The sequence below is a fragment of the Lysinibacillus sp. NPDC056185 genome (genome assembly GCF_047737915.1).
In the GTDB taxonomy this organism is placed as follows: Bacteria; Bacillota; Bacilli; order Bacillales_A; family Planococcaceae; genus Lysinibacillus.
The window spans coordinates 81,766-95,299 of sequence record NZ_JBLLLQ010000005.1 but is presented as its reverse complement, the minus strand read 5'-3'; the positions used below and the strand labels follow the sequence as shown (position 1 = coordinate 95,299).

Genomic DNA, 13,534 nt, shown 5'->3' with positions numbered 1-13,534 from the left:
TTAAGAAATTTATAGAAAAACCTGACATTCCCATAAGAAATGTCAGGCCTTAAAATAGTTTTTATTCACTATTACTTCTTCAAGATATCTACTAACCAACTACTTTGGGGTAACGGGATATCCGGGAAGCATACGTGCGTTTGAGCAACACCTTGAATGGCTGAATAAAAACAACCCGCGAGTGCTTTAGGATCACCATCTCGTATTACTCCCTTAGCTTGACCCTCTTTTACTAAACTTTCGAATCCCTCAGATGCGGCAAGGTCCTTAGCAACTTGTTGAATAGTATCTGGTAGATTACTTGCTATTTGCGTTTGTGCAACTAACATTAGTAATTTTGCCGATAATGGATGAGTTTTAAAGGAATCAATGATCGACGTAACTATCACATTTAAATACTCGAACGGTTGTGCAAATTCCTCTTCTGAAATACCAATAACAGCCATACTAGTTTTAGCTCGATTTAAAAGTTCAAGGTATACCTCTTCTTTAGAGCCGAAATAATGGAACAGTAATCCTTGGCTAATTCCAACTGAATCACCAATCTCTTTTGTTGTAGTCCCTTGATAACCGTTTCTAATAAACAAATCCAAGCCCGCGTTTAGAATTTGCTCTCGTCTAACTTCCTTCTGTTCGCGGCGTTTATTCATTTCATCATAACCTCCTGCAATGTTACTGCATTCATGCTTTTTTTATAGAGTAACATAATGACCTCGTATGAAACAGCAAAGATCACGAGAGAAATTGTTATTACCTTGCTATCTGGTGTCATTGGTATTGCTACTGTTGATGATTTAGCCAATAAATCAAATAAAAATTTAGTTAAAACAATAGCATAAAGTGTGCCAATTATAAATCCGATGTAGGCAATTAATCTAAAGCCCGATAATACGATACGATTGCATTCTGCATTTGTATATCCAAATGCTTTCATCATCGCCAAGTATTTACGATTAGAGGAAATAATGATTTTCATTACAATACTAATCGTTAAAATACTTAAAGCTAAGCCAATTGAGATAAATAGAAAGGATAGTGCGAAATACGTACCTTTTTGCTGAGAACTTGCGTATAATACGTCTTCAAGTTTTGAAACAAACATATGCTGCTTCCTGTCAAACTTTACATTGTCTTCAGTAAATACACCATTATATTCTTCTTTTTTTAAAAGGCCCGCCGTGATTGCAACATTGATATTACTATAAACTACTTCCCCATACACTGATTGCTCAATAGCTGTTATAGGTAACTGATAAGCAACTTTATTTATATAAATTTTCACCGTGTCACCAATAGTCAAATCATATTTTTTGCGCATCCAATCATTCACAACAATGCCTTCCTGTTTAGAAATATCTATAGTTTCCTGGTTCTGTATACTATAGAGTTTATAAAGAGAAAGACTACTAGATAATGCCATAAACTGGCCATTATTTAATACGCCACCATTCGGAAATTCTATTTTACAATCTTCTGAAAAATAAGGTGTTTCCGAGTCTGAAAAATTCATGTCCCTCGCGTCAATAAATCGAACGTTACTTTTATATTCGGAACCTTTAAATGTTAATGAGGATACCTTATCAGACATTGTTTGCAAAGAAAAAGCAATCTGCAAATTAGCGCTAGCCATGAAACCTGTGAGCAAGGCTAAAAAGACTAATAGAATATTATTTAATACGATTGCTTTAAAGGCCACTTTTTTAAAAGGACCAGTTATCCCTATTCGCTTAACAAGAAAATTTAATTTTGCTGACTCTGCCTTATGAATCATTTCCAATGGCGGTTTACGTAAGGTAAATACGGCAACCCCAAAAGCCATTACAGAGAAAATCAGAGCGGGGATTGCTGTAAACATTATGAATTGTACAGGATCAAAATTTCGTGTAACATTTGGCACGAGAAATGTAGCATTAATCCGATTAATAAACAAAGGACTAACTACATAGGAAACTAAATATCCTACAACGGCGCCTATAAACACGAAAGGTCCTATTAGGAAATATCTTTTAGCAATTTGTATTCTAGAGTAGCCAAGTGCTTTTAAAACACCCATAGTTGGTTTTGTCTCAGTTATATTTTGAAGAACAGTAGTAATAAGCAAAACCATTACAGTTAAACCGAAGAAACTTAAGGCGCTAATTAGACAGATTTTAAACATTTTTTCTTTTGCGATTAATGTAGAAAGTACTTGCGGATTATCTTCTTTACTCACCACGGACTTTACATGTGAATCCAATAGCATTTTTTCTAGAAAGATTTGTTTCTGTTCCTCAGACACACTTTCCAAAAATCGGCCTGAATAACTTGTTTTCTCCTGTTCACCCCAACTTGTGTAAGCTTCCTCACTACATAGTATTAATGCTTGAGTAGCAGGTTTGTAGCTAACACCATTATCAGCTACCAATGGTGAAATTGCGTCCGGTAAAGTAAAAATCCCACTAATTGAATAAGTTATATTGCCAATAGTAACTGTATCTCCTAATGCTAAATTATTCTCCTGTGAAAAATTTTTATCTATTGCAATTTCAGTTACTTTTTGTGGCGCCAAGCCTTCCGAGTATATGGGAATATCAATGTTTCGCGTATTTTGCATAATACGATATACATTTTTTTCATCATAAATGACTTTATATGTTACAGGATCATACGTAAAAGAATACTTATTTGAAAGGTCCGTTATTTCCTCTCCCTGTAGATTAAGTGTAAAGTCCTGCTGATTTTGATGTTCTAGTGCCTTTTTGATGGAGTTTGTACCTTGAAGATAGAAAACAAGTAATGTACAAATAAACACTGCACAGGCAACAACTAGTACAAGCGGATACTGTTTTTTAAATGTCATCAAATGTACTCCCCTTCTCACCATGTAATTTCTTCAACATCTAGTGGATTAGTATTGTTAGTTACTTCTACGATTTTCCCGCTAGTCATTTTAATAACCTTTGTTGCAATTTGAGCAATACTAACATTGTGCGTTACCATAATAATTGTAAATTTCAATTGTTTTTGAAGCTGCTTCAAATAAGTTAAGATTTGTTTGCTCGTTTCTTCATCTAATGCTCCAGTTGGTTCATCACAAAACAAAAAATCCGGTTTTTTCGCTAAAGCACGTGCAATAGATACTCGTTGTTGTTGCCCCCCTGAAAGTTCATAAGGAAGGCGTTTTTCTAATCCTTGAAGCCCTACACCATCCATTATTTCAGAAATATTTTTGTTCCCTTTTAAGTCAGCACCCATTTTAATGTTAGATTCTACATTTAAAAACGGCAGTAAATAATATGCTTGAAAAATAAAAGCTGTTTTATCACGTCTAAACAACGTAAGATCTTTCTGATTTAATCCACAAATCTCGTAGTCATCGTAAGTAACGCTTCCTGAATCTGGTTGCTCTAAACCAGAAATTACATTAAGGAGCGTAGATTTACCCGATCCAGAAGGGCCAAGAATGACAACGAATTCCCCATCACCAATTGATAATGAAACTGAATTTAATGCATAAAGCAATTCACGACCATTTTGATAACTTTTAACCAAATTTTCTACTCTTAACATATTAGACCTCCAAACATTTCGTTTATTAATTAATTAATCAATTAATAAATAAACGATATTATTGATTAATTAGTTTGTCAATAACTAAAATGCTCCGTTCAATCATGCATAGTAAAAAGCCACATCTGGTTAGATGCGACTTAATTTTTCTACAGACACTATTCCTTTTCAGTCTCCTTTTTTACATTTAATGCATATGATGCAAATGAGACTAGTGCTGTTTTCAAAAAGGAGGAATACCATGAACAATGAAGATATCGATTTAAATCAACCTTCTGAAAAGCAAAATGCAAATATAGGAGATATTGACACAATCATTTCTGATCTTTGTGACAGTCTATTCGCATTTGCTCTAGATTTTGCCTTAAATGCCTTGGAATATACAAAAGATTTAGATGGAGAATTAGAATATTCGGATGAATTCAAAAAACAACTAGACGATATAATTTTTGAAATAGGAGAAATTAAAAATGTTTTAGATGAATAATTTCAATCAGAGACCTCTACTACTTTCGCTCCAAGGCATCCTCATTAAATTAAAAAAAGCAGAGGTGTCTAAATGCAAAGCTTTCAAGATATGTGTACAAAATTTGCTCAGATTGCCAACGGAAAAGCTTCAACGGAACATGGTGTATGCTCAGTAAAACTTAATCGAAATCTTAATGTTATGATTCAAGGTCGCCCAAGTCGTAGTGCACTTCATGCTGGGATAATATTCGAATCACTTGATATATATGGAAATGCACTTAACTTAGGTGAAGTTGTAGTACTTCAAGAGGAATTACCTCCATTTGTTAAGGTACTTGCAGAAAATAATTTGATTATAAGTGCTGTTCATAATCACTGGATCTATTCAGCCCCAGTTATTTTATACGTTCACTTTCAATCAATAGAGCCCCCATTAATCTTTGCCCAAAAATTTGCCCAAGCATTTAGTGTTTTAAAAAACTACTGATAACTACACTTGTTAAAAGAACTGCTTAGAACAGTTCTTTTTAATTTAACTGGATAAATCACTCATTTTTTATTTTTCACAGTTGCTTCTCATCTATAGACCAATTTCATTCCAACTGTAAAGAAGCAAGTGTACAAGCTCCCTTCTTATGGTTTCCAAATTCGAACTAATGAGCAACGAGCAAGAGCCAAATATTACCGTTAGCACTATGAATTTCTGCGTTTTTTTTACTCATCGCTATTTACAAGTAAGCTTGAACATTGATATGATTGCATTTGCTTCACGTGGTTCGTAACCATCCCACGTAAAAAAACTAAGGAGAAATGAATATGAAAATAAAATTTTTAGCAACGAGCGGCATTATTGCAGCTCTCTACATTGCTGTTACATTATTAGTCGGATCATTTGGCTTTACAGAGGTGCAGTTCCGTCTATCCGAAATGTTTAACCATTTGGTTGCCTTTAACCCTCGTTTTGCCGTTGGGATTATTATTGGTGTATTTATCTCCAACATATTTTCACCACTCGGTATCTACGATTTAATTTTTGGTGTCGCCCATTCGATGATTACCCTTGGGTTGTTCATTCTTATTTGTAAATTTGTCAAAAATATTTGGGCACGTTTAGTCATCAATACATTTTTATTTACATGTACTATGTTTATCATTGCATTTGAATTGAACTTAGCATTAGAACTACCATTCTTCTGGACATGGTTAACTGTTGCTGCAGGTGAATTTGTTGTCTTAGCGGTCGGTGCACCGATTATGTATACATTGAATAAACGCTTAAACTTCAAAAATTTAATTTAATTTAAAAGACGGATCTTATTAGATTCGTTTTTTTATTTCTTGGCACCAAGATATCTTGACACTATTCCGAAAATACTTTACAATTCATTTCAATAAATGCTAAGAAAAAGAATAGTAGCAAGCGGTCGTACTTAAAGAGAGCTGATGGTTGGTGCAAATCAGTAGTACATACTTGTGAATGGGCTTTGGAGCAGCCTCATCAAAAGTGAGGACGAATTTACTTCCCGTTACCGGAGTACGAAAGCGCGCAATTTTTGCGAATGAAGGTGGCACCACGGTTACTCGTCCTTTTTACAGAAGGATTGTAGTGACTTTTTTTTATGGAAAAATTAGATAAGAGGAGTCGAGAGCAGATGAGTATAGTAGTAGAGAAAAAAGGATATTTCGGTGAATTTGGCGGTAGCTTTGTTCCTGATGAGCTTCAAAATGTATTAAATATTTTAGATGAAAACTTCCAAAAATATAAAGACGATGAAGACTTTAATAAAGAGCTAGATTATTATTTCCATGAATATGTTGGGCGCAAATCTCCACTTTATTTTGCTGAAAATTTAACAAAACAATTAGGTGGCGCAAAAATTTTTTTAAAACGTGAAGATCTTAACCATACAGGTTCACATAAAATTAATAACGTTCTTGGACAGATTTTATTGGCAAAGCGCATGGGTGCTAATCGTGTGATCGCCGAAACAGGTGCAGGTCAGCATGGTGTAGCAACAGCAACTGCTTGTGCAATGTTCGGGATGGATTGCACAATTTATATGGGCTTAGAAGATACAAAGCGCCAAGCATTAAACGTCTTCCGTATGGAGCTACTTGGTGCCAAGGTAGTAGCCGTTGATAAAGGTCAGGGGCGACTAAAGGATGCAGTGGATGCAGCATTTGCTGATTTAGTTGAAAACTACGAGACGACTTTCTATTTACTAGGTTCTGCTGTTGGACCTCACCCATTCCCTTCAATGGTCAAGCATTTCCAATCAGTCATTAGCCGTGAAAGTCGTGAACAAATTTTAGAAAAAGAAGGGAAGCTACCAGCAGCAGTACTTGCTTGCGTCGGTGGGGGTAGTAATGCGATCGGTGCTTTTGCAGAATATATTGCAGATGAAAATGTTCGCCTTATCGGTATTGAACCAGATAAAGCAGCAACATTAAATGAAGGAACACCGGGTGAATTACACGGCTTCAAATGTTTAGTACTGCAAGATGCAGAGGGCAATCCACTACCAACCTATTCGATTGCCGCTGGACTAGATTATCCTGGAGCTGGTCCAGAGCATAGTTATTTAAAAACAATTGGTCGTGGAGAATATGTAACGGTGACGAATGAAGAGGTGCTTGAAGCATTCCAAGTGCTGTCAAAAGTTGAAGGCATTATTCCTGCACTTGAAAGCTCCCACGCAGTTGCTCATGCACTAAAACTTGCGCCAACACTATCTCCGGAAGAGAGCATTATTATCAATATCTCTGGCCGTGGAGACAAAGACGTGGAACAAGTATTCCAAATGTTAAGTAGATAACAAAATGAAAGAGCGACTTCCTTTATGGAAATCGCTCTTTTAACTATACGAATGAAGCTAATTTCGGATAAATTTCTGCCACATTATCTCGAAGCTTGGCTTTCAGAAACTTTCCAACTGATGTTTTTGGAATTTCTTCTAAAAATACCACATCATCTGGTACCCACCATTTTGCAAATTGACTTTCTAAAAATGCCAGAAGCTCCTCTTCACTTGCTGACATTCCTTCCTTCAATACTACACAAGCTAGCGGGCGTTCTTGCCATTTAACATGCGGAATTGCAATAACTGCTGCTTCCAAAACTGCATCATGGGTCATTAACGCATTTTCTAAATCCACCGAGGAGATCCACTCCCCGCCTGATTTAATTAAATCCTTTGTACGATCTGTTATTTTGATAAAGCCATCTTCTGTTCGTACCGCAATGTCCCCTGTATATAACCAGCCGTCACGATAGGCATCATTTGTACGTTCATCCCGATAGTACTCGTGTGAAATCCATGGACCTCGTAAGCGTAACTCACCCATTGTCTCTCCGTCCCATGGCACTTCTCCATGGTCATTAATAATACTCGATTCAATACCGGCCATCGTCATTCCTTGCATTGCTCGCGATTCAATACGCTTTTCAATTGGCCATTCATCCATCCAAGACATATAATTTGATAACGCTACAATCGGCGTTGTTTCAGTCATTCCATACACGACGATATATGGAATGCCATACTGCTCTTCAAATGTACGAATAAGTCGAGTAGGTGAAGCAGAGCCACCGCAACAAATAGCTCGTAGCGAACTTATATCTCGCTCACGCTTCTCTTGTTCCTGTAACGCGCCAATCCAAATTGTCGGCACTCCAGCTGTTAATGTAATCTTCTCCTGCTCCACTAAATCCAAAATGATTGCCGATGTGAATTGTGGACCAGGCAATACTTGTGTAGCACCCACATTGACACTTGCAAACGGTAAGCCCCATGCATTTGCATGAAACATTGGCACAATCGGCATCACGACATCACGTTCAGAAATGCCCATTGAATCAGACATACTGAGCATCATACTATGTAGCACTAAACCTCGATGTGAATAAACAACCCCTTTTGGATTTCCTGTTGTAGCACTTGTATAGCACATACCAGCAGGCTCCTCTTCCCCGATATCTTCTGGGAACTCATAGTTTTCATCTGCTGCTGCTAATAAATCCTCATACGATAATGCATTCGGTAATGTCGTTTCTGGCAAAGTATCCTCATCCGTCATAATAATATAATGTTTCACTGTCTTAAGCTCAGGCGCAATGTTTTCAATAATTGGTAGCAAATCCACATCAATCATTAAAATCTCATCTTCTGCATGATTAATAATATAAATTAAATGCTCTTCTGATAAACGAATATTCACCATGTGTAAAATAGCGCCAGAACACGGTACCGCAAAATAAGCCTCTAAGTGGCGATGCTGGTTCCAGGCAAAGGAGCCAATTTTCATTCCTCTTGTCATCCCCAGCTTTGTAAGCGCATCTGCTAAGCGACGTGTCCTTTTCGCCCATTCTCCATATGTTAAACGGTGAATCTTTTGTGGGCTCGTCCGTGAAATAATAGTCTTTCTAGCAAAATAGCTTTCTGCTCGTTTAAAAAAGTTTGTTAATACTAACGGCGTCTGCATCATATAAACCATCCATCCCTTCGTCTTGTGAACTCCCTTTGTATTACCTTTGTGAAATATTAACAGCTAATTTAATTGAATACTATTAATATTTTGAATATGATTATAGTAGAAAATTATAAATTAAGCTATATATTCCAATAATTTTCTTTTTATTGTTAACTTTTTCTAAAAAACTCATTCACAAAACGTGGGGTTGATTTCGGTTCCGGCTGGGCCTTTCCTGGAGCGTTGGAGGGAAGAATGAGTAAAATTAACACTTGCATATATCAATATAAGTTTACTTAAAGGAGAGAGAAATGATGGGGTTTGACGAATGTATAAACGAAGATTTTAGTGGAGTCATATCAGTCACTCAAAATGGTAAAAATGTATACCGTAAAGCCTTTGGATACGCAGATTTACCAAATAAAGTATCAAACGAGATTAATACGAAGTTTGCAACAGCCTCAGCAGGAAAAGTATTTGTTGCCATAACCATTTTGCAACTGATTGAACAAAGTCGATTATCTTTTGATAGTTGTATTGGGGACATCTTGAATTTTGATTTAAAGAATATTGATCCTCATATCACCATCAGGCAGTTGCTTAATCATACATCGGGAATACCCGACTATTTTGATGAGTCTGTCATGGAAGATTATGACGAACTATGGATAGATTACCCCAATTATAAAATTCGCACATCATCGGATATCATTCCATTATTTATACATAAGCCGATGATGTATCCTACAGGAGATAGATTTCAATACAATAATACAGGATTTGTTGTTCTTGGTCTTATTGTTGAGGCCATTACTGGCTCTTCATTTGATGTATATCTTAATGAACATGTTTTTATTCCTTGCGGTATGTTGAATACGGGGTATTATGAACTGGACAGATTGCCTGCTCAATGTGCGAACGGATATGTATATGATGACAGCAGGCAAGAGTTTTATACCAATATTTACAGTGTTGACGTAAAAGGAACAGGAGCAGGAGGAGCATTTACTACTGTAATCGATATTGAAAAGTTCTGGGCCAGTCTGATGAAAGGTCAATTGATATCGAAGGAAATGTTAAAAGAAATGTTAACTCCTCAAGTGAAAGAAGAATGCTATGGGTATGGGATTTGGCTGGATAAAAAAGAAGAAGGCATGTTTGATTACCACTTTGAAGGCTGCGACCCTGGTATAAGTTTTTATAGTTCATACGACAAACAACAAGATTTACTTATCACATTGGTAAGCAATTTTGGGTGTAACGTATGGAAAGTTTTCAGAGATATCAAAGGTTTGATCAAACGGTAAATACAACTATATTTTAACCCCGCCCTAAATTTAGGACGGGGTTATGCTTGTTTTAGGTTTTTAAAAATAAATAACTTTATTGTCTTTTACACAACGTAACGGCAACAAAAGGTTTTATCTGTGCGATAGCGAAGCGACAGCAACAACAGGTTTTATCTGTACGATAGCGAAGCGACAGCAACAAAAGGTTTTATCTGTGCGATAGCGAAGCGACAGCAACAAAAGGTTTTATCTGTGCGATAGCGAAGCGACAGCAACAAAAGGTTTTATCTGTGCGATAGCGCAACATGAGGTTGGTTGGTCATCTGTGACGCTAATCCCAAGGTTCGCCCAGCCTTCATATCCAATCAACTTATATACACGGTATACGTTTAGCAAGTGTCATTCCAATTTTAAGTGATTGCCCGTCAAAATAAAAAAAGACGAAGAGAACTAAATTCTTCGTCCGATTTTTAGGATTATTTGTTTATGAACAAGCTTTTGTTTGTAGCTTGATTTTTAATTTTTCTAGCATATCAACTGTCATTTTTGCTAGATCATACTGTGCTTTAAAGCCCCATTCTTTTTGTGCAGCTTCTATATTTAAAGAATTAGGCCAGCTATCTGCTATCGCTTGACGTACTGGATCTACATGATAATCCATACGGAAATGTGGCAAATGCTTTTTAATTTCCGCCGCAATCTCAGATGGCTCGAAGCTCATTGCAGTGATATTAAAGGCATTGCGATGAATTAGTTTGCTACTATCGGCTTCCATTACATCTACAATAGCTTGCAATGCATCTGGCATGTACATCATGTCCATGTACGTACCTTCTTGAATATAAGATGTATACTTCCCTTGCTTAATCGCCTCGTAGAAGATCTCTACTGCATAGTCTGTCGTACCACCTCCTGGAGGAGTTACGTATGAAATTAACCCTGGGAAGCGTACACCACGAGTATCTACGCCAAAACGATCGAAATAATAATCACATAATAGCTCACCAGCAACTTTATTTACCCCATACATTGTTGTTGGACGCTGTAATGTATCCTGTGGCGTATTATCCTTCGGTGTCGACGGACCGAACGCGCCTATTGAACTCGGCGTAAAAAATTGCAAGTTTAACTCACGTGAAACCTCTAACGCATTCATTAAACCACCCATATTTAAATTCCACGCTAGTAACGGATTTTTTTCTGCTGTTGCTGATAATAACGCCGCTAAATGCATCATCGTATCTGCACCAAAATCCTTCGCTAAATCATGCATTCTTTGTCCATCCGTCACGTCCAATACTTCAAACGGACCCTTAGAATGCTCAAGCTTCCGAATATCTGTCGCTAATACATTGTCCTCTCCATAAATACTACGAAGTTTTTCTACAAGCTCAGAACCTATTTGACCTAGTGCTCCTGTAACCATTATCTTTTTCATTTCTCCAAACCTCCACCTGTGAACAATTGTACTTTCTGAAAGTACAATAATATATAACTAAACATTGGTTTAATAACACTTCTGATGAATTTAATTATATAGTGTTCATATTAAAAATACAACCGCAATATTTCCAATTTTTAAAAACAGAGCGTAAAATCCTTTATCATTAGTATATGAGGCCTATAAAATATTGTGCTAGAAAAACAAACAAAATACATATGTACATCTCAAAAGTACATTTATAAGCAATTTTAATTTTGTTTGATACTAGTCAAAAAAAGAACCTTCTTTGTATGCAAAGAAAGGTCCGTTTGTTCATATTAAATTGAGAAACGCTTTACGGCTATTTGTAAAACTTTTGATACCTTATGTAACTCTTTAATATAATCATGGAATTGCTGCTGTGCGGTTAATTGATCGGCTGTTAAAGTAGCTACATGTTTAGTGGATGCTGCATTCTTATCAGAAAATGATGTTAACATTACCGCATCTTCATTAACCTTTTTCGTATGGTTGGCAATTTCTTGAATGGTTGCAGATACTTCCATTATATATGGCTTCATTGTATGTACTTTTTCTAAAATTTGATTGAAGCTTGTTGCCGTATCTCCTGTAACCTGCACACCCTTTTCAGTTGCGACTAACACACCCTCCATCATTTGCACAGCATAGCTAGAATCTAAATGAATATTTTGTACAATGGACGTAATCGTTTGGGTTGAATGAACTGTTTGTTCAGCAAGCTTGCGAACTTCATTGGCCACCACCGCAAATCCTTTACCATGCTCCCCTGCTCTAGCGGCCTCAATAGATGCATTTAAGGCTAGGAGGTTTGTTTGCGCGGTAATTTTTTCAATTACTTCAATCATTTGATCGATTGTAGCTGCTCTCTCTACAAGATTAAAAATGGCCGTATTCGATTTTTCAACTGCAAGTTTAATAGCCTGTATTTGAGTTAAATTCGCCTGTACGATTTCCGTACCACTTTCTGCATCACGCGCAGTTTTATGAGCAAAATTTTCAACAACCTGCACTTTTTCTAAAATTACTTGCACACCATTTAGCACTTCCTCTAGAGATGCTGTATTGGAAGCTAATTTTTTAGTAGAAGCAGCAGTTGAATCTGAAATAGATTGCACATCCTTTGCAATTTTTTGCGTCGCATTAGACGATTGCTCGGAAGATTCCTGCAGTTTCCCAGTCATTTCTTCAACTTCATGTGCACTATTTGATACTGTATGAAGTAGTCTTTTCACCTCTGTTGCCATCTGATTGTAAGACAATACTACCTCGCCAAGCTCATCCTGCGCCACATAACTGGCATTCGCTGTGAAATCGCCCTGCTCCGCTCGCTTTAATAATGACTTCAATTGACGTGTTGGTATATTCACAGCTTTTGTTGCTATAAATCCTATACAAATTACTAACAAAACAACAAATAAACATACTCCTCCTAACAGCCAATAACCAAATTGCACATCTTTCTGGTATGCCTGTTGCTGTTCATTAGCTCTCTGAACCAAATAGCTTTGAGTTTCTTCTAATAATGAATGACTTTGCTGGCTTACAGATAAATAAGATTGACCATAAAATTGTTGCTGTTCATTTTGGCCCAATTGTTTATAGTTATTAATCAATTCTACCTGCTGTGCTAGTAAGGTCTTATATTTCTTCATCTGATGGTTCGTCTTTTGATCAATTTCTAGACTTTCTAAATGATTTAATGGCTGCTCAGCGTTTTTTAAAATGACAGTCATTTCTTGATAAGCTCCGGCTGAATCCACTAAATAATCTAACTGTCGCTGTGATTCCTCTAGTTCATTTAACCACCCAATTGGTACAAGCCCTTCAGTATAACTTTCACTTGCATGCCATGACATTTTCCGTAAATAATCAACACTAAAAACACCTAGCAATACATTCGATAGTACACAAACAATCATCAGTATAAGTAACTTGTCCTTCACCATTATGTATCGAAAAAAATGCATCATCTTTGGCCCCTTCTCCAACTCTTACCAATAATAATAGTATGAAGATATAAAGCCAGTGTTATATTTTTGTAAAGATTGCACGAAGAGTTGCAAAACTATATCGATTTATCCCAACACAAAGTTATCATATTAACAACACATCCTGTTACTGCGTTTTGCTTCCGCATATAACACAGTCGTAACCTAAAGAGCTCCCATCAGAAGAGCTCAAGAAATAAACCAAACGTGATTGTAGCAATCCAGAAATCTACTCATATAGAATCAAATGTAAAATTAATATATTAGTAAAATTGGTTTATGATTTGTAATTTTTGTAATACTTA

At 36.5% G+C, this 13,534-nt stretch carries 11 protein-coding genes, 1 riboswitch and 1 other annotated feature; of the genes, 5 read left to right on the top strand and 6 right to left on the bottom strand.

Annotated elements, in window-relative coordinates; all coding sequences use genetic code 11:
* Positions 1-71: 71 nt before the first annotated feature.
* From ACMZ42_RS07105 to ACMZ42_RS07095, 3 genes are read right to left on the bottom strand one after another with little or no spacing between them, the layout of a single operon-like run.
* Entirely contained in the window at positions 72-650 is a 579-nt protein-coding gene (locus ACMZ42_RS07105; RefSeq protein WP_370082826.1) for a TetR/AcrR family transcriptional regulator, read from the bottom strand.
* A complete protein-coding gene (locus tag ACMZ42_RS07100) occupies positions 647-2,839 on the bottom strand; it encodes an FtsX-like permease family protein (protein WP_415731010.1) in 2,193 nt (730 codons plus the stop codon). Before ACMZ42_RS07100 ends, ACMZ42_RS07105 begins: the two co-directional genes overlap by 4 nt.
* A gap of 17 nt (positions 2,840-2,856) precedes the next feature.
* Positions 2,857-3,549 carry an ABC transporter ATP-binding protein gene (locus ACMZ42_RS07095; protein WP_415731009.1) on the bottom strand — a complete coding sequence of 231 codons (693 nt, stop codon included), beginning with the start codon at positions 3,547-3,549 and terminating at the stop codon, positions 2,857-2,859.
* Positions 3,550-3,790: 241 nt separating this feature from the next.
* On the opposite strand from ACMZ42_RS07095, the gene ACMZ42_RS07090 reads away from it, so the two are divergent.
* The 4 genes from ACMZ42_RS07090 to trpB all read left to right on the top strand — a co-directional run bounded on the left by ACMZ42_RS07090 (position 3,791) and on the right by trpB (position 6,833).
* On the top strand, positions 3,791-4,036 hold the full coding sequence (locus tag ACMZ42_RS07090) for a hypothetical protein (RefSeq protein WP_370082832.1): 246 nt from the start codon (positions 3,791-3,793) through the stop codon (positions 4,034-4,036).
* A gap of 72 nt (positions 4,037-4,108) precedes the next feature.
* Entirely contained in the window at positions 4,109-4,504 is a 396-nt protein-coding gene (locus ACMZ42_RS07085) for a DUF1259 domain-containing protein (RefSeq protein ID WP_415731008.1), read from the top strand.
* A gap of 278 nt (positions 4,505-4,782) precedes the next feature.
* Positions 4,783-4,827, top strand: a riboswitch (PreQ1 riboswitch).
* A gap of 6 nt (positions 4,828-4,833) precedes the next feature.
* The gene (locus ACMZ42_RS07080; protein WP_370082836.1) at positions 4,834-5,316 is read left to right on the top strand and encodes a QueT transporter family protein; all 483 of its coding nucleotides are present in this window, start codon (positions 4,834-4,836) and stop codon (positions 5,314-5,316) included.
* 92 nt (positions 5,317-5,408) lie between these two features.
* Positions 5,409-5,609, top strand: a binding site (T-box leader).
* Between the two features lie 60 nt (positions 5,610-5,669).
* On the top strand, positions 5,670-6,833 hold the full coding sequence (gene trpB, locus ACMZ42_RS07075) for a tryptophan synthase subunit beta (RefSeq protein WP_415731007.1): 1,164 nt from the start codon (positions 5,670-5,672) through the stop codon (positions 6,831-6,833).
* Positions 6,834-6,876: 43 nt separating this feature from the next.
* Here trpB and ACMZ42_RS07070 read toward each other — a convergent pair whose 3' ends face one another.
* Complete coding sequence (locus ACMZ42_RS07070; protein ID WP_415731006.1) at positions 6,877-8,502, bottom strand: long-chain fatty acid--CoA ligase; 1,626 nt, start codon at positions 8,500-8,502, stop codon at positions 6,877-6,879.
* A gap of 296 nt (positions 8,503-8,798) precedes the next feature.
* Between ACMZ42_RS07070 and ACMZ42_RS07065 the strand changes: the two genes are divergently transcribed.
* A complete protein-coding gene (locus ACMZ42_RS07065; protein ID WP_415731005.1) occupies positions 8,799-9,794 on the top strand; it encodes a serine hydrolase domain-containing protein in 996 nt (331 codons plus the stop codon).
* Positions 9,795-10,260: 466 nt separating this feature from the next.
* Here the strand turns inward: ACMZ42_RS07065 and ACMZ42_RS07060 are convergent, their stop codons facing one another.
* Positions 10,261-11,214, bottom strand: a complete 954-nt coding sequence (locus tag ACMZ42_RS07060; RefSeq protein WP_370082844.1) for an L-threonine 3-dehydrogenase — start codon at positions 11,212-11,214, stop codon at positions 10,261-10,263.
* Between the two features lie 323 nt (positions 11,215-11,537).
* Positions 11,538-13,211 carry a methyl-accepting chemotaxis protein gene (locus tag ACMZ42_RS07055; RefSeq protein ID WP_415731004.1) on the bottom strand — a complete coding sequence of 558 codons (1,674 nt, stop codon included), beginning with the start codon at positions 13,209-13,211 and terminating at the stop codon, positions 11,538-11,540.
* Between the last annotated feature and the right edge of the window lie 323 nt (positions 13,212-13,534).